Source organism: Phytoactinopolyspora halotolerans (assembly GCF_010550675.1).
Taxonomy (GTDB): domain Bacteria; phylum Actinomycetota; class Actinomycetes; order Jiangellales; family Jiangellaceae; genus Phytoactinopolyspora; species Phytoactinopolyspora halotolerans.
On sequence record NZ_JAAGOA010000007.1, the window covers coordinates 173383 to 191472 of the forward strand.

At 67.3% G+C, this 18090-nt stretch carries 12 protein-coding genes; 9 read left to right on the forward strand and 3 right to left on the reverse strand.

Going from position 1 to position 18090, the window contains the following annotated elements; genetic code table 11:
- Positions 1–33 precede the first annotated feature (33 nt).
- Together G1H10_RS12240 and G1H10_RS12245 are read left to right on the forward strand one after the other, a co-directional pair.
- A complete protein-coding gene (locus G1H10_RS12240) occupies positions 34–984 on the forward strand; it encodes an ABC transporter substrate-binding protein (RefSeq protein ID WP_216853192.1) in 951 nt (316 codons plus the stop codon).
- Complete coding sequence (locus G1H10_RS12245) at positions 981–1985, forward strand: FecCD family ABC transporter permease (protein WP_312856574.1); 1005 nt, start codon at positions 981–983, stop codon at positions 1983–1985. The genes G1H10_RS12240 and G1H10_RS12245 overlap by 4 nt, the downstream gene beginning before the upstream one ends.
- On the opposite strand, the gene G1H10_RS12250 is transcribed toward G1H10_RS12245, so the two are convergent.
- Positions 1986–2921 (reverse strand): class I SAM-dependent methyltransferase, encoded by a 936-nt coding sequence (locus tag G1H10_RS12250; RefSeq protein ID WP_163737588.1) that lies wholly within the window; start codon positions 2919–2921, stop codon positions 1986–1988. It abuts the gene before it with no gap.
- A gap of 35 nt (positions 2922–2956) precedes the next feature.
- Positions 2957–3127: a hypothetical protein gene (locus G1H10_RS12255; RefSeq protein ID WP_163737591.1), complete on the reverse strand. Its 171-nt coding sequence runs from the start codon at positions 3125–3127 to the stop codon at positions 2957–2959.
- 198 nt (positions 3128–3325) lie between these two features.
- Here G1H10_RS12255 and glgX point away from each other — a divergent pair, with 198 nt between their 5' ends.
- On the forward strand, positions 3326–5464 hold the full coding sequence (gene glgX / locus G1H10_RS12260; RefSeq protein ID WP_246219465.1) for a glycogen debranching protein GlgX: 2139 nt from the start codon (positions 3326–3328) through the stop codon (positions 5462–5464).
- A gap of 316 nt (positions 5465–5780) precedes the next feature.
- A complete protein-coding gene (locus G1H10_RS12265) occupies positions 5781–6344 on the forward strand; it encodes a Uma2 family endonuclease (RefSeq protein WP_163737597.1) in 564 nt (187 codons plus the stop codon).
- 50 nt (positions 6345–6394) lie between these two features.
- Here the strand turns inward: G1H10_RS12265 and glgP are convergent, their stop codons facing one another.
- Positions 6395–8953 (reverse strand): alpha-glucan family phosphorylase, encoded by a 2559-nt coding sequence (gene glgP / locus G1H10_RS12270; protein WP_163737600.1) that lies wholly within the window; start codon positions 8951–8953, stop codon positions 6395–6397.
- A gap of 1211 nt (positions 8954–10164) precedes the next feature.
- Here glgP and G1H10_RS12275 point away from each other — a divergent pair.
- From G1H10_RS12275 to G1H10_RS12295, 5 genes are all read left to right on the forward strand, one after another.
- The gene (locus G1H10_RS12275; RefSeq protein ID WP_163737601.1) at positions 10165–12180 is read left to right on the forward strand and encodes an alpha-1,4-glucan--maltose-1-phosphate maltosyltransferase; all 2016 of its coding nucleotides are present in this window, start codon (positions 10165–10167) and stop codon (positions 12178–12180) included.
- Positions 12177–13880 carry a maltose alpha-D-glucosyltransferase gene (gene treS, locus G1H10_RS12280; protein WP_163737604.1) on the forward strand — a complete coding sequence of 568 codons (1704 nt, stop codon included), beginning with the start codon at positions 12177–12179 and terminating at the stop codon, positions 13878–13880. Before G1H10_RS12275 ends, treS begins: the two co-directional genes overlap by 4 nt.
- Positions 13877–15289, forward strand: coding sequence for a maltokinase N-terminal cap-like domain-containing protein (locus G1H10_RS12285; protein WP_216853194.1), 1413 nt, complete (start codon positions 13877–13879; stop codon positions 15287–15289). The genes treS and G1H10_RS12285 overlap by 4 nt, the downstream gene beginning before the upstream one ends.
- 86 nt (positions 15290–15375) lie before the next feature.
- Positions 15376–17247, forward strand: a complete 1872-nt coding sequence (glgB, locus tag G1H10_RS12290) for a 1,4-alpha-glucan branching protein GlgB (RefSeq protein ID WP_163737943.1) — start codon at positions 15376–15378, stop codon at positions 17245–17247.
- A gap of 76 nt (positions 17248–17323) precedes the next feature.
- Entirely contained in the window at positions 17324–18082 is a 759-nt protein-coding gene (locus G1H10_RS12295) for a EutQ-related cupin domain-containing protein (protein ID WP_163737607.1), read from the forward strand.
- Positions 18083–18090: the final 8 nt, after the last annotated feature.

The following is an 18090-nucleotide window of genomic DNA, read 5'->3' on the forward strand; positions in this document are numbered from 1 at the left end:
TCAGCTCCGTTGTCGAGAGGTAGAGGAGTCTCCGTGTCGTTTCGCATCCGCCGCCCCGGCCACAGGTACGTCGGCCTGATCGCCGTCGTGGCGAGCGCGTCAACCCTGCTGCTCGCCTGCTCCGGGGACGATTCGGACGGCTCCGCATCCGCTGACGGCGGCGCGTCCGGCAGCCGCGACGTCGAGCACGCCCGGGGTGTCAGCAACGTACCGGACGAGCCCGAGCAGATCGTGGTCCTGGAGCCCGTACAGCTCGACACGGCCGTCGCGCTGGATGTCGTCCCGGTCGGCACGACGGTGCTCAGCGAGGAGACCGGCGTACCCGGCTATCTCGGCGACGAGGCGGCCGCCATCGAGATGGTCGGCACCGTACCGGAGCCCGACATCGAAGAGATCGCGTCGCTGGAGCCTGACCTCATCATCGGGACCGAGACCCGCCATTCGGCGCTGTACGACCAACTGTCCGACATCGCACCCACGGTGTTCATGCCGTCGCAGGCCGATCCGTGGCCGGAGAACGTGCGGCTCGTCGGCGATGCCCTGAACAAGGCAGACGAGGCCGAAGCGTTGCTCGAGGAGTACCAGGCTCGCTGTGACGATATCGCCGCCGAGTTCGATGTCGAGGGTCGCACGGCGCAGTTGATCCGCCCCCGCGACGGTGTGCTGTCCCTGTACGGTCCCACGTCGTTCGCGGGGAGCACGCTCGAGTGTGCCGGGTTCAGCACCCCCGAACACGACTGGGAGGACATCTCCGTAGACGTGTCCCCGGAGCGGGTCCTCCAGGCCACTGCCGACCTCGTCTTGGTCACCGCGGTCGACCCGGATGACCCGAACGCGGTCCCGGAGTCGATCACAGGCAACGCTTCGTCGTTTGAGAACCTCCACGTGGTGGACCAGTCGTTCTGGATCACAGGCGTCGGTCCGCTCGGCGGGCAGACCGTGCTCGACGACCTCGAGCGCATCCTGCGTGAAACCACCTGGTGACCTCGGCTGCTCCCGCTCGGTCGGCCTGGGCCGTCGCTCTGCTCGTCCTGCTGCTCGTGACGGTCGTGCTCTCGATCGGTGTCGGCGCGAACCCGATCAGCCCACGCGCGGTGCTCGACACGATCGCCGGTGGCGGCGACGACGAGTCCCAGTACGTCGTCTGGCAGCAGCGCGTCCCGCGCACCGTGATCGGCACTGTCGTCGGCACCGCGCTCGGAGTCGCGGGCGCGCTGATCCAGGCGTTCACCAGGAATCCGCTGGCCGATCCAGGAATTCTCGGCGTCAACTCCGGAGCGGCGTTCGCCGTCGCGGTCGGGATCGTGTTCTTCGGCGTCACCGGGATCTCCGGCTACGTCTGGTTCGCCTGCGCGGGCGCGCTCATCGTGACCCTTGCGGTATACGCGATCGGCGCGGCCGGCCGAGGCGGCACCGACCCGATCCGGCTGACTCTCGCCGGAGTGGCCGTCGGCGCCGTGCTGTCCGGGGCCACCACCGGGCTCACCCTCACGCATCCGGACGCCTTCGACCGGATGCGTGGCTGGAACGCCGGCAGCCTGCTGGAACGCGGCTTCGACGTGCTGACCCCCGTCGTGCCTCTTCTGGTGATCGGCCTGACGATGGCCATCGCGGTCTCGTCCGCGATGAACTCCGTCGCCCTGGGCGACGACATGGCCCGCGCCCACGGCGTGAATGTGGGCCGCACCCGTGTACTCGTCCTGATCGCGGTCACCCTGCTGGCCGGATCGGCGACGGCCATCGCCGGACCGATCGCATTCGTCGGCCTGATGGTCCCCCATGTGGTGCGGTGGACCGTCGGGCCCGATCAGCGGCGCATCGTCGTCGGTTCGCTACTCCTGTCGCCCATCGTCGTTCTGCTCTCCGACGTTCTCGGGCGGGTGCTGGTGCTGCCGAGCGAGATGCCGGTCGGCATCGTCACCGCGTTCGTCGGCGCGCCGGTACTCGTCGTACTGGTCCGGCGCCGCACCGCGAGCGCCCTATGATCACGTTTCGCCGCGACACGCCGTGACCGACACGTTGTAGTACAGCTCAGCCGGCACGACGCGGGCGACCGCCCGGTCCAGCGCGGAGAGCCGCTGCCAACCGTGGTAGGCGAACATCGCCCACCGCCAGCCGAGCCGCTCCGGCTTGATCGCATACTCCAGCGTGCGGACCGGCCATCCGAACCAGGCCGCGGTCAGCTCCTCGGTGACCGTCCGCACCTGCTCGCCGCCGGCCCGGTGAACCGTCTCCGCCAGTTCTCCCGGGTCGAAGGTGTGCAGGTCGACCACCGCCTCCAGGGCGGCCGCCCTGGATGATTCGTCCAGCTCGTGCTGGGGCCGGGACCACCGTCCGGCGAGCGGCGGCAGATGTGTGATCCGGGTGGCCGCCCACCACGTGGCGCGGGACAGCGCCCGCGCGATCCGGTCCCCGTATCGCGTGGGCTCGCCGCAGATCACCACCCGCCCACCGGGGCGAAGCACGCGCAACATCTCCCGGAACGCCAGCTCCACGTCGGGAATGTGGTGGATCACCGCGTGGCCGACCACCACGTCGAATGTCCCGTCGTCGTAGGGCAGCCGCTCCGCGTCGGCGACCCGGCCGGAGACCTCGAACCCGAGCTGGGCCGCGTTTCGCTGTGCCGTCCGCACCATCCCCGGGGAGATGTCGGTCACGTGGACCTCATCGAGCACGCCGGCCTGCTTGAGATTGAGCGAGAAGAAGGCGGTGCCGGCGCCGACCTCCAGCGCCTTCCGATACGGCCAGCCGCTGGTCCCGGCCACGGCGGCGAACCGGTCCCGCGCGTAGGAGATGCATCGCTCGTCGAACGAGATCGACCACTTCTGGTCGTAGGTCTCCGACTCCCAGTCGTGATACAGCACCTGGGCGAGCTTGGTGTCATGCCAGGCCCGCTCGACGTCCTCAGCCGATGCGGTCAATCCGTCCCCTTGTGATAGCGGCGCTCACGCGGCGATCAGCGCTTGTTCTGCAGTTCCTCGACATGCTCCTGATAGATCCGCGCCCGTGCAACCGCCTGCCGCCGGCTATCGAACACACTGCTCACGAATTCGTTCCGATGCCTATCGTAGATCCGCCAGCCGCCGTCGTCGTCCTTCTGAGTGACGAAGCGTCTCTCCTCCCCCATGTCCTGCACGCTCCTTCCGCATGGTTCTGACGGCTTCACACGTCGCCAGTGTCCCATCCACCCCGCCGGACTTCTCGCATTTCGAGATCGCCGAGCGTGATGGCGGTTCAACACCGGGCTGACCGCGTGGCCCATTGGGCGAGACGCCGATGTTGCTGGCAAAATGCTTCGGTGAGCGAAGCGACGACGCCTCGGCCGATGCAGACCATCCCGTGGCCCGGCCATTGGAATCCGCTCGGCGCGACCTACCGCGACGGTGCGACCAACTTCGCGCTGTGGGCACCCGACGCCGAACAGGTCGAACTGTGCTTCTTCGACGACGGTGACGACGAGACCCGGGTGCCGCTGCTGAACCGGACGTTCGACGTATGGCACGGCAGATTCCCGAACGTCGGCCCCGGCCAGCGCTACGGATACCGGGTGCACGGGCCGTGGGCACCGGCCAAAGGGTTACGGTTCAACCCGGCCAAGCTGCTGATGGATCCGTACGCGAAGGCGATCGACGGCGACTACATCCACGTCGACCCCGAAGGCGGCCCGGATGACCCGGACGAACGCGACTCGGCACCGTTCGTCCCGCGCTCGGTGGTGGTCGGCGACGACGGGTTCGACTGGGGTGGCGACGCGCCGCCCCGGGTGCCGTGGGACAACACCGTCATCTATGAGCTGCACGTCCGCGGTTACACGATGCGCCATCCGGACGTGCCCGAGGAGCAGCGCGGGACCTATGCCGGCCTGGCCCACCCGGCCGTCCTGGAGCATCTGACCGGACTGGGCGTCACCGCCGTCGAACTGCTCCCGGTACACCAGTTCATCAGCGAGTCGCACCTGCTCACGCAAGGCAGCGCCAACTACTGGGGCTACAACACGCTCGGCTTCTTCGCCCCGCACGCCGACTACAGCGTCAGCGGCACCCGGGGCGAGCAGGTGACCGAGTTCAAGTCCATGGTCAAGGCGATGCACGAGGTCGGCCTGGAGGTGATCCTCGACGTCGTCTACAACCACACCGCGGAACAGGGCGCGGGAGGACCTACCCTGTGCTTCCGCGGCATCGACAACTGGGCGTACTACCTTGTGGACCCCGACGATCCGTCCCGCTACCTCGACTACACGGGCACCGGGAACACCTTCAACGCCAGTCATCCGCACGCGCTGCGCCTGGTGATGGATTCGCTGCGATACTGGGTGACCGAGATGCACGTCGACGGGTTCCGGTTCGACCTCGCTTCGGCGCTGGCCCGTTCCATGCACGACGTGGACATGCTGGGTTCGTTTATGACCGTCATCGAGCAGGACCCGGTGCTGCGCGAGGTCAAGCTGATCGCCGAGCCGTGGGACGTCGGTCCCGGCGGATACCAGGTGGGCGAGTTCCCGCACCTGTGGACCGAGTGGAACGACCGGTTCCGCGGCACGGTGCGTGATCACTGGCGAGGCATGGCCGGCGGGGTGCACGACCTGGCGTTCCGGCTGTCCGGTTCGTCCGATCTGTACGCCGATGACGGCCGTCGTCCGTTCGCATCGATCAACTTCGTCACCGCACATGACGGGTTCACCCTGCGCGATCTGGTCTCCTACAACGAGAAACACAACGACGCCAACGGCGAGGAGAACCGCGACGGCACCGACGACAACCGCTCCTGGAACCACGGCGTCGAGGGCGTCGAAGGTGACCCGGATGCCGGTCCGGTCCCTGCCTCCGTGACCCGGCTGCGCCATCGCCAGCTGCGCAACTTCATGACGACGCTGCTGCTGTCCACCGGCGTGCCGATGATGACGGCCGGGGACGAGATGGGTCGGACGCAGTTCGGCAACAACAATGCCTACTGCCAGGACAACGAGACCACATGGGTGGACTGGTCGCTGCGGGACGAGTTCGCGGATGTGCACGGCCTGGTGCAGCGCTTGCTCGCGCTCCGCGCCGAACACCCCGTCTTCCGGCAGCGGCGGTTCTTCGAGGGACGGCCGATCGAGCCGGGAGGGCGGAAGGACGTCGGCTGGTTCGCTCCCACCGGCGAGGAGATGGACGACGCCGACTGGCACGACGAGAACCGGTGCACGCTCGGCATGTTCCTCAGCGGCGACGGCATCCGCTCCCGCGGTGAGCACGGTGAGCGGATCATCGACGATTCGTTCCTGCTGTGGTTGCACTCGGGCGCCGAGGACATCGACGTCGTCCTCCCGGGGCTGCCGTGGGCGTCGCGCTACGACGTCGTCGTCGACACCACCGACGACGGATCCGGCCACGACGCCACGACGACCGCCGGAACGACAACGTACCCGGCCGGCGCGACGGTGACGCTGCGCAGCCGCAGCTGCCTCCTGCTACGAGCAAGCTGAAGCCACGGAACGTCGTCTCAGTTGTAGGCCAGGCGACGGCACTCGACACCGATCCGCACGTCAGCGGATGCCGACGTAGAACCGGGACTCGCCGTTGCGATGCAAGCGCCGGGCACGTCGAGGCCAGTCCGCTCCTCCGGAATCACAGCTCTCTCACCATTATCCACAGGGAATCGGCCGTCATCGCCGCTCGACGCAAGATATCCACAACAAGAGTCCTTTCAAGGACGCGGACAGACGATTTCGGGAAACTCGTGATCGTGATCGAACATGGTGCACACTGGAGAAAGACCGGAGGAGGCATATGGTGGTTGAAATGGCAGCACCCGAAATGCCCGTCGAACGGCTTGAGCCGTGGACATTCGACGACCTCCTCGAGCTGCCCGAATCGCCGTGGCGATTCGAGATCGTCGACGGTGGTCTGATCATGAGTCCGCCGCCGGGAGTTTGGCACGAAGGCGTGTCCGACGCCGTCCGTACGGCCCTCAGGAACCGGTTACCTTCCGCCTACCGGGCGCTGGGGCCGCTCGCGGTCGATATGCACCCCACGTACCTGGTGCCCGACCTGGCTGTGCTTCGGGCCGAGGATGTACGGCGTCGGAAGAACCGACTGCGCCCAGCTGAGGTGCTACTCGTCGTCGAGGTCGTCTCCCCGGGCTCGGTGTCCAGTGACCGGATCCTCAAGCCCGCCAAGTACGCCGCCGCAGGCATTCCCGCCTACTGGCGGATTGAGACCGAGCCCGAGACGAGCCTCACGGCATATCAGCTCACCCCAGGTTCATCCGTGTACACAACAGTTGGAACATGGAGGGTGGGCCAGACGGCCCACCTGACGGAGCCGTTCGAGATGGACATCCCGATCGCCGATCTAGAGACGTAGATCAGCGGCCAAGCCGTTGTCGCTCTACACCTGCAGGTAGGTCGACGACGTCAGGACGGCAGGATCGCCAGGCCGAGCTCGGCGCCGCTGGCCAGCAGCTCGTGCTTCGGCACGATGCGTACCGTGTAGCCGAACGCGCCTGTGCGGTCAAGCATGACCTCTCCCTCGAACCGATGCCGGCCTTGCTCGTAGTCCTCCGTGACCTCCAGCGACGTGACCTCCGGGTCCCGCAGCTCGTCGGAGTCGTCCACCCGACCGTGCACGACCTGCACGTCGACGTCCCCCGGCGTCAGCTCGCCGAGCGAGACGAACACCCGCAGACGGAGCCGCTCGCCCATCTCGAACACGTCGGCGGTGGCGCTCTCCACGTGCTCGATCGCCACACCGCTCCACGCCGAGCGGACCCGCTGCTTCCACTTGGCCAGCGACACGGCACCGTCGTAGTCGGCGTTCAGTGCCCGTCCGGACTGTGCCGCGGGCCGGTAGAGCTGCTCGACATAGTCCCGCACCATCCGCGTGGCAAGGACCTTCGGCCCAAGCGAGGTCAGCGTGTGCCGCATCATCTCCACCCAGCGGGTGGGCACGCCGTTGTCGGAGACGTCGTAGAAGCGCGGCGCGACCTCTTCCTCGATCAGGTCGTAGAGGGCCGTGGCCTCCAGATCGTCGCGGTGGTCGGTGTCCTCGACACCCTGTGCCGACGGGATGTCCCAGCCGTTCTCGCCGTCGGACCACTCGTCCCACCAGCCGTCCCGGATGGAGAGGTTGAGGCCGCCGTTCAGCGCGGCCTTCATTCCCGACGTGCCGCACGCCTCGTACGGGCGCAGCGGGTTGTTCAGCCACACGTCGCACCCGGGGTACAGCGGGAAAGCCATGCCCATGTCGTAGTTGGGCAGGAACACGATGCGGTGCCGTACCTCCGGATCGTCCGCGAACCGGACCATCTCTTGGATGAGTCGCTTGCCGCCGTCGTCGGCAGGGTGGGATTTGCCGGCGATGATCAGCTGGATCGGCCGCTCCGGGTGCAGCAGCAGCGACTTGAGCCGCTGCGGATCGCGCAGCATCAGCGTCAACCGCTTGTACGACGGAACCCGGCGGGCGAATCCGATGGTCAGCACGTCGGGGTCGAGCGCGTCGTCGATCCAGCCGAGTTCAGCCTCACTCGCGCCGCGCTGCTGCCAGGACACGCGCAGCCGGCGCCGCGCGTCGGCGACCAGCCGCTCCCGCAGGATCCGCTTAGTGGACCAGATGTGCTCGTCCGAGAGGGCCGCGATCGCGGAGTCCCAGTCCGCGGCGTCCCGTACCGCGCCGTTCTCCTCGCGCAGCCGCATGATCTCCGGCGCCACCCAGGTGGGCCAGTGCACGCCGTTGGTGATCGAGCCGATCGGCACCTCGTTCGCATCGAACGACGGCCACAGCCCGCTGAACATGCCTCGGCTGACCACGCCGTGCAACCGGCTCACGCCGTTCGCGCGCTGCCCCAGCCGCAGTCCCATCACGGCCATGTTGAACACACTGGGGTCGCCGCCCTCGTAGTCCTCCGTTCCCAGGGCCAGGATGCGCTCCACGGGCACACCGGCGCTCGCGTTGTCCCCGCCGAAATACTGGTGCACCAAATCCCGCGGGAAGCGGTCGATGCCGGCCGGCACCGGGGTGTGCGTGGTGAAGACCGTACCGGAGCGGGCGGCCTCCAGCGCGGCGTCGAACTCCAGCCCTTCGCCTTCGGTCAGTTCCCGGATCCGCTCCAGACCGAGGAAGCCCGCATGCCCCTCGTTGGTGTGAAAGACCTCCGGAGCCGGGGCGCCGGTGATGCGGCTGTACGTGCGCAGCGCGCGGACCCCGCCGATACCGAGCAACATCTCCTGCACCAGCCGGTGCTCACCGGTGCCGCCGTACAACCGGTCGGTGACGTCACGCTCCACCGGTCCGTTCTCCTCGACGTTGGAGTCGAGCATCAGCAGCGGCACGCGACCCACTTGCGCCACCCAGACAGCGGCGACGAGGGTGCGCCCACCGGGCAGGCCGATGCGCACCCGAGCCGGAGCTCCGTCGGACTCCCGCAGCAGCGTCAGCGGCAGGTTGTCCGGGTCCACCACCGGGTAGCGCTCCTGCTGCCAGCCTTCGCGGGACAGCGACTGCACAAAGTAACCGTGCCGGTAGAGCAGGCCGACACCGATGATCGGCACACCGAGGTCGCTGGCGGCTTTGAGGTGATCACCGGCGAGAATTCCCAGGCCGCCGGAGTACTGAGGCAAGACGTGAGTGATGCCGAACTCGGGCGAGAAGTAGGCGACGGCGGCCGGGTTGTCGCCGTCGTTGTTCTGGTACCACCGCGGCTCGGTGAGGTAACGCTGCAGGTCATCGTGGGCCGCCTGGACGCGTCCGAGGAATACGGGATCCTCGGCCAGCTCCTTCAGCCGCGACGGGGGAACCTCGCCCAGGAGAGCGACCGGGTCGTGCTGGACCGACTCCCATACCAGCGGGTCTACCTCGGCAAACAGCTCTTGGGTAGGCAGGTGCCAGGACCAACGCAGGTTGGTCACCAACTCGCCCAGCGGAGCCAGCGGCTCGGGCAGGACGGTACGCACGGTCAGTCGTCGAATAGCTCGCACGACCGGCAACGTTAGTCGCATCTTCACCGCAAACAAACGCCCGAGGCCCCAGTGTGAGACGCGCCACGTCACAAGGCGGTCGGTGGTCGGGCATTCGCACACGCGCAGTGACAACCCGCCGCGGGCCGACTGCGGCGTCGGCCGAGTGGACCATCCTGACTACTTGACGTCGACCAGGGGTGAGACAGCCTGGCCGCGCCGTCAGTTGCATGCAGCGGCCCCACTGTGGGGTCGGTTCCGCCGTTCGGACTGGCGTCGTTCGCGGCGCCACGTGACGATGACCCGATTGGTCCCGCCTGTGGCGACAGCCGTGTGAAGAACCACCGCCCGACCACCAGTCGTGCCAACACCCGTGTGAAGAACCGCCGCTCTTCACCCTGTGTGGCGTGCCGAGTCAGGTGTCGTGTCACCTCGAGCCGCGCCGAGCGGTCAGAATCACCACGACCGGTCACACGAGTCCGAACCCCGGCCAGAATCCGCACGACTCTTCACACAAGCTAGGGCAACGGTGGAATCCCAGGGCTGTTCACACGCGCACACATAGACGCACGCAATGACCTCGATGAGGTGCGTGGCACATGTTCACCGCGACCAGGGAGTTGGCGTGGACGACGGTCCGTCTCGCGATCGTTTGCCCGCTCTTCAATCACATGCGGAGGCCGCCTTCAGTCGGTTCAACTACGGCATCGAGTTCCACGAAGCACGGCCCACCTGCACCAAGCCTCCATGAACCACTGTCCCCACCCGCACTAAGGAGACTTGAGGTCGCACAAACGACACCAAGCCTCCACGGAGCACGGCCCACCTGCACCATGCCTCCATGGAGCACAGTCCCACCGGCACCAAGGAGACTTGAGGTCGCACAAACGACACCAAGCCTCCACGGAGCAAGCCGCGCGGGGCGCCACGGGAGGTTCACCAGGCGGATTGCCCGCCGCCTGAAGTAGGGCGCGTCGTCAGTGACGGCGACGGGCTCGCGCTCCGCCAGACCCGCGTCCAGGCACATGGATCAACCCGACGGCGACGGGCTCGCGCGCTGATTCAGGTCGGCGTCCGGGCGCATTTTCAGCCCGAGATCGAGACCAATTCGCACACCCTGGTCAGGGCCGTGACGAGGAGGTAATGTCCCAGTGCATACCGCGATTCAGGACGTCGCGGACAAGTCGCTCCGCCGCAACATCAAATCCGCACAGTGGGTACCGTTATCCCCGATGACTGGACGAATCCCGATCCTCGAAGTCGCCCCTGTGATCGAGTGTGGGCGCTACCCCGCCAAGGCCGTCGTGGGTGAGACCTTCGAGGTCTCCGCGACCGTCTTCCGCGAGGGCCACGACGCCGTCGCCGCCACCGCCGTGCTGCTCGATCCCAAGGGGCGGGTACACCGCCGGATCCACATGAGTAGGTCCGGCCCGGCGCATCTCGACCGCTGGCGCACGGAGTTCGTCGCGGACACCCCGGGCAACTGGTCGTTCACCATTCAGGGGTGGGGCGATCCGGTCACCACCTGGCGGCACGACGCCCAGATCAAGATCGAGGCCGGCATCGACGTCGAGCTGATGCTGACCGAGGGCGCGTTGCTGCTGGAACGAGCCGCCAAGAACCTGCCCCGCGGGACAACCGAGGAGCGCAAGCGGCTGCGTAGCGCCGCCAAAGCCGTCCGGGACCGCTCCCGCCCGGCGGAGGTACGCCTCGCCGCCGCGCTGGATCAGGCGGTCAGCGCGATCCTCGCCACCCACCCGCTGCGCGAGCTGGTGACCGAGTCGGGTCCCTTCCCGCTGCTGATCGAGCGCGAGCGCGCCCTGTACGGCTCCTGGTATGAGTTCTTCCCCCGCTCAGAGGGTGCGGTGCGGCACGACGACGGATCGTGGACATCCGGGACGTTCACCACCGCGGCCAAGCGGCTGCCCGCGATCGCCGACATGGGTTTCGACATCGTCTACCTGCCGCCGATCCACCCGATCGGGACGACGTTCCGCAAGGGCCCGAACAACACCCTCGTCGCCGGCTCGAACGACCCGGGCGTGCCCTGGGCGATCGGTTCACCGGATGGCGGCCACGACGCCGTGCACCCAGACCTGGGGACCATCGAGGACTTCGACCAGTTCGTGCAGAGCGCCCGGGAACTGGGCTTGGAGGTGGCGCTCGACCTGGCGTTGCAGGCCTCGCCGGACCACCCGTGGGTCACCGCGCATCCGGAATGGTTCACCACCCGCGCCGACGGCAGCATCGCCTACGCCGAGAACCCGCCCAAGAAGTACCAGGACATCTACCCGCTGAACTTCGACAACGACCCGGAGGGCATCTACCGCGAGATCCGCCGGATCGTACGGCACTGGATGGCGCACGGCGTCCGGGTCTTCCGCGTCGACAACCCGCACACCAAACCGGTCAGCTTCTGGCAGCGGCTGCTCGCCGACGTGCGTCGCACCGACCCGGACGTGATCTTCCTGGCCGAGGCGTTCACTCGCCACGACATGATGCACACCCTGGCCAAGATCGGGTTCCAGCAGTCCTACACCTACTTCACCTGGAAGAACGGCAAGGACGAGCTCAGCGAATACATGGAAGAGCTGCGGGACGCGGCGGACTACATGCGGCCCAACCTGTTCGCCAACACCCCGGACATCCTGCACGCCTACCTGCAGTACGGCGGCCCGGCGGCGTTCAAGGTGCGGGCCACCCTGGCGGCTCTGCTCTCCCCCACGTGGGGCATCTATGCCGGCTTCGAGCTCTATGAGCACGTCGCCGTGCGCCCCGGCAGTGAAGAGTATCTGGACTCGGAGAAATACCAGTACCGCCCCCGCGACTGGTCCGCTTACGAACCGGGCGGTTACCTGGAAGGCCAGAGCCTGGCGCCCTACCTGCGCCGGCTGAACGAGATCCGTCGGGCGCACCCGGCCCTGCACCGGCTGCGCAACCTGCGATTCCACGCCGTCGACAACCCCGACATGATCTGCTTCTCCAAGCGGGAACCGGTAGATCCGCGGAACCCGGAGAACACGGTAGAGGACACGGTGATCACCGTCGTGAATCTCGATCCGCACACCCCTCGGGAGGCCACACTCTCTCTGGACATGCCCGGACTCGGCCTGGACTGGCACGAGCGGTTCGCCGCACACGACGAACTCACCGGGCAGACCTTCGACTGGGGCGAGCACAACTATGTCCGCCTGGACCCGGCCGTGGAGTCGGCGCACGTGCTCACGGTAAGGCGGTGGCGGTCATGACGGGAACCACGTTCAACGAGCCTGCCCTGCCCGCACGCGGCACCGATCCGGAATGGTTCAAGCGCGCCGTCTTCTACGAGGTGCTGATCCGTTCCTTCAAGGACTCCGACGGCGACGGCGTCGGAGATCTGCGTGGGCTGATGGAGAAGCTGGACTACTTGGAGTGGCTCGGCGTCGACTGTCTGTGGCTGCCGCCGTTCTTCCCGTCCCCGATGCGCGATGGCGGCTACGACGTCTCCGACTACAAGAACGTGCTGCCGGAGTTCGGCACGCTGGACGACTTCGTCGAGGTCGTCGAGAAAGCACACCAGCGCGGCATCCGGATCATCATCGACTTCGTCATGAACCACACCAGCGACCAGCACCCGTGGTTCCAGGCGTCCCGCGAGGATCCCGACGGCCCGTACGGCGACTTCTACGTCTGGGCCGACGACGACACCGGCTACCCGGACGCACGCATCATCTTCGTCGACACCGAGCCGTCGAACTGGACGTTCGACCCGGTGCGTAAGCAGTATTTCTGGCACCGGTTCTTCAGCCACCAGCCGGACCTGAACTTCGAGAACCCGGCGGTGCAGGAGGCGATCCTGGATGCGCTGCGGTTCTGGCTCAGCCTCGGGGTCGACGGTCTCCGGCTCGACGCCGTGCCCTACCTGTACGAGCAGGAGGGCACCAACGGCGAGAACCTCCCAGCGACGCATGAGTTTCTCAAGCAGATCCGCAAGGTCGTCGACGACGAGTACCCGGACACGGTGCTGCTGTGCGAGGCGAACCAGTGGCCGACCGACGTCGTCGAGTACTTCGGCGACCCAAGCGTCGGCGGCGACGAGTGCCACATGGCGTTCCACTTCCCGGTGATGCCCCGCATCTTCATGGCCGTGCGGCGCGAGTCGCGCTACCCGATCAGTGAGATCATGGCGCAGACCCCGGCCATCCCATCCGGCTGCCAGTGGGGCATCTTCCTGCGGAACCACGACGAGCTGACGCTCGAGATGGTCACCGACGAGGAACGCGACTACATGTGGAACGAGTACGCCAAGGATCCCCGGATGAAGGCGAACATCGGGATCCGCCGGCGGCTCGCCCCGTTGCTGGAGAACGACACCAACCAGACCGAACTCTTCACCGCTCTGCTGCTCTCCCTCCCGGGTTCGCCGGTGCTGTACTACGGTGACGAGATCGGCATGGGCGACAACATCTGGCTGGGTGACCGCGACGGCGTGCGCACCCCCATGCAATGGACGCCGGACCGCAACGCGGGATTCTCCACCTCCGATCCGGGCCGGCTCACATTGCCGGTCATCATGGACGCCGTTTACGGGTACCAGGTCACCAATGTGGAAGCGCAGATGACCAACTCGTCGTCGCTGTTGCATTGGATCCGGAGAATGATCGAGGTACGCAAGCAGAACCCCGCGTTCGGCCTGGGTGACTTCACCGACCTCGGCGGTTCCAACCCGACCGTGCTGTCGTACGTGCGGGAGTTCGGCGACGACATCGTCCTGTGCGTGAACAATCTTTCCCGCTTTCCGCAGCCGGTCGAGCTGGACCTGCGGCGTTACGAGGGCATGCAGCCGGTGGAGCTCATCGGCGGCGTCCGGTTCCCCCCGATCGGGGAGCTTCCCTACCTGCTGACCATCGGGTCGCACGGCTTCTACTGGTTCCGGCTGCAGCCCATGCCGGAGGAGGGGACGCCGTGAGCATCGAACAGCCGGACACAACGCTGGCGCAGGCCACCGAACTGCTGCGGGATTGGTTGCCGAACCAGCGCTGGTTCAGTGGGCGTTCGTCGGCGGACGAGGTCCGGCTGGTGGCGGCCACGCTGCTGCGCGAGAGCGATCCGGCGGTGTGGCACGTGCTCGTGGAGACCAGCCGGAACGGTCAGCGCGACGTGTACCAGGTTCCGCTGTCCATCCGGCCCGAGCTCGTCGAGCGACTGGAGTACGTGCACGTCGGACAGACCGACGGCGGACACGTCTATGACGCGTTGCACGATAAGGATGCGTCGACGGCCATCCTGGAGCATTTCACCGAAGGCGGGCGCGACCTCGGCGACCTGGTCTTCCGTGCCGAGGACGGGGCCGAGCTGCCGGTCGGTGAGACGGCGCTGGCGATGCCGGTGGAGCAGAGCAACACGTCGCTGGCCTACGGGGATGTCGCGCTGCTCAAGGTGTTCCGGCGTATCCAGCCGGGGTTGAACCCGGACGTCGAGGTGCACGCCGCCCTTACCCGGGACGGCTGCGCCTACGTCGCCCCGCTGCTGGGCTGGATCGACGGCCGGTGGACCGGGTCCGACGGCGTCACGCACGAGGCCAGCCTGGCCATGCTCCAGACGTATCTGACCACCGCATCGGACGGCTGGGCGCTCGCCGCCGCCAGTGTGCGGGACCTGTACGCCGAGGGCGACCTGCACGCGGACGAGGTCGGGGGCGATTTCGCCGCCGAGTCGCACCGGCTGGGCGAGGCGACCGCACATGTGCATCAATCGATGGCTCATGCGCTCCCCACCGGGCAGTTCGACGCTGCGGACCTGGCCACCCGGACCGACCGGCTGATCGAACGGCTGGACGAAGCGGTCACCGTCGTCCCCGAGCTGGAACCGTACCTGCCGAACCTGCGCGAGCAGGTGAACGAGCTGCGCCGGCTGGAACAGCCGGTGCCCACGCAGCGGGTGCACGGCGACTTCCACCTCGGACAGGTCCTGCGCACCGCCGTCGGCTGGAAGATCGTCGACTTCGAGGGTGAGCCGGCGAAGCCCCTGGAGGAACGGACCGCGCTGGATTCGCCGATCCGCGACGTCGCCGGGATGCTGCGTTCCTTCGACTACGCGGCGCGGTACCTGCTGATCACCGACTACGACCACGAACACCCGGCGTACGACCAGATCACCTACCGCGCCAACGAGTGGGCGAAGCGGAACCGGGAGGCCTTCTGCGACGGCTACGCCAAGACCGGCGCCGGCGATCCGCGCGACGTGCCCGTACTGCTGACGGCGTACGAGATCGACAAGGCCGTCTACGAGGTGGTCTACGAGGCGCGATACCGCCCCGCCTGGCTCCCCATCCCTCTGGCCGCCGTCGAACGTCTCGCGGAGGCCACCCCTAAATGATCATGTTAAGTAGGTTTTCTCTTGCCCCAACAGGTCTACAGACATGGTGCGGCACGAGGAACCCTGTTACGGCTCTGATGTGAGGACTGCCCGTGATCGGTGACGTTGACCTGCACCTGTTCGGCGAAGGACGACACGAGCGCCTCTGGGAGGTCCTCGGCGCACATGTCACCACCGACGACGGGCGAGACGGCACGTCGTTCGCGGTGTGGGCGCCGAACGCCCGCGAGGTGCGCGTCGCCGGAGACTTCAACCACTGGGACGGACTCACCACGCCGCTGCAGCACGTCGGCGGCGGCGTCTGGTCCGGCTTCGTCCCCGGAATCGGCGACGGCACGCTGTACAAGTACCAGATTCTCGGCGCCGACGGCGTCTGGCAGGAGAAGGCCGACCCGATGGCGCGGCGCACCGAGGTTCCGCCGTCAACCGCGTCCGTCGTGCATCGGTCCCACTACACCTGGAACGACGACGCGTGGATGCGCCAGCGCGAGACGTACACCGCGCATGACCGCCCCATGTCCATCTACGAAGTGCACCTCGGCTCGTGGCGGTACGGCCGCTCGTACCGCGACCTGGCCCACGAGCTGACCCACTACGTCAGCGAGCTGGGATTCACCCACGTCGAGTTGTTGCCGGTGGCCGAGCACCCGTTCGGCGGCTCGTGGGGGTACCAGGTGACCTCCTACTACGCGCCGACCGCCCGATTCGGCACGCCCGACGACTTCAAATACCTGGTGGACACGCTGCACCAAGCCGGTATCGGCGTCATCGTGGACTGGGTGCCCGCGCACTTCCCGAAGGACGCATGGGCGCTGGCCCGTTTCGACGGCACGGCGCTCTACGAGCACGAGGATCCGCGACGCGGCGAGCAGCCGGACTGGGGCACCTACGTGTTCAACTACGGGCGGCACGAGGTGCGCAACTTCCTCATGGCCAACGCGCTCTACTGGCTGATCGAGTATCACATCGACGGGCTGCGCGTGGACGCGGTCGCCTCCATGCTCTACCTGGACTACTCCCGCGAGGACGGAGCCTGGTTGCCGAACGTGCACGGCGGCCGCGAGAACCTGGACGCCATCACGTTCCTGCAGGAGACCAACGCCACCGCGTACAAGGCCGTGCCCGGCATCGTCACCATCGCCGAGGAGTCCACCGCGTGGCCCGGCGTCAGCAAGCCGACCCACGTCGGCGGGCTCGGTTTCGGCATGAAGTGGAACATGGGATGGATGCACGACTCGTTGCAGTACATGTCGCACGAGACCGTGTACCGGCAGTATCACCATCACCAGATGACGTTCTCGATGATGTATGCCTACAGCGAGAACTACGTGTTGCCGCTCTCCCACGACGAGGTGGTGCACGGCAAGGGTTCGCTGCTACAGAAGATGCCCGGCGACCGTTGGCAGCAGCTGGCCAATCTCCGGGCCTTCTTCGCCTACATGTGGGCGCATCCGGGCAAACAGCTGCTGTTCATGGGTGGCGAGATCGGCCAGGAGACGGAGTGGGCCGAGTCCCGGGAGCTGGATTGGTGGCTGCTCGACTCGCCGGACCATGCGGGGCTCAAGCGCCTGATCGCCGACATCAACCGGACCTACCAGCGCTCCCCTGCGCTCTGGACGCAGGACGCGGATCCACGGGGTTTCCAATGGATCGACGCGAACGACGCCGGCGGGAACGTGTTCTCCTTCCTGCGCTACGGCTCGGACGGGTCGGTGCTCGCGTGCATCGCCAACTTCTCACCGGTGCCGCACGAGCTCTACCGGCTGGGTCTGCCCAGCTCCGGCCCCTGGGACGAGGTGCTCAACACCGACGCCGAGATCTACGCGGGGTCAGGCGTCGGAAACCTTGGCCGCGTCAACGCCGTCGACGAGCCGTGGCACGGACGGCGGGCGTCGGCCACGCTCCGGCTCCCCCCGCTCGCCACGCTCTGGCTCTCCCCAGCCGAGCAGGACCGCTGACGTCGCTTCGACTCCACTCCACACGTTCGACGGCCACGAGGAGGTTTCGCGTGGATAGGAAGAGGTGGGGACGACCATGAGCGAGAACGGGCCGCGCATCCGGCTGCTGGGCTCGGTTGAATCGGGACCGTGGGAACGGCTGCGCGATACACGGTTCTACCTGCAGGACGTGGTGGACGACGCCCGCGACGGCTTACTCTCGGTGGGCTTCCTGCGTGGCGACGACGGAGCGACGATCGCCGACGCATTCCCCTACGACCTGGTCATCGTCCCGATCGCCGGCGCACTGACGTTCGACATCGACGACGAGACCGTGACGGCACGGACCGGCGACCTCGTCTACGGTCCTGCTGGTGCGCACATGCAAGGTCGTGCCGTGGGACGCACCGAGGCAGCCTATGTGTGTTTCCCACCGGCTTGGCGAACGACCCATCAGGCGACGGGCGCCGGACCGTCGGCGGGCGAGGCATCGGCCACTCGTCCGTCCGGATCGGCGCTGGTGCGCAGGTTCGACGACCAGCCGCTGGAACGGGTGGCCGACATCGACTACTTCTCCACCGCCGTCGTCGATGACCCCGAGTTCGAGTTGAGCGTCCGGTTCGAGCAGGTGGGCCGGGATGTGGCGGGTGACCACTTCTTCCCGTACGACGAGGTGCACATCGTGAGGGACGGGACGCTCGCCATCGACACGGACGACGAGACGATCCGGGTCCGCGCGGGTGAGGTCGTCCACTTGCCGCTGCGCGCGCGGGCACGCGTCCGGGCGGAGGAAGAGGTGTCGATGGTGTCGGTGACCTACCCGCCGCTCTGGCACATCAAGGTCGCGGCCCAGTAGGCGCGGCG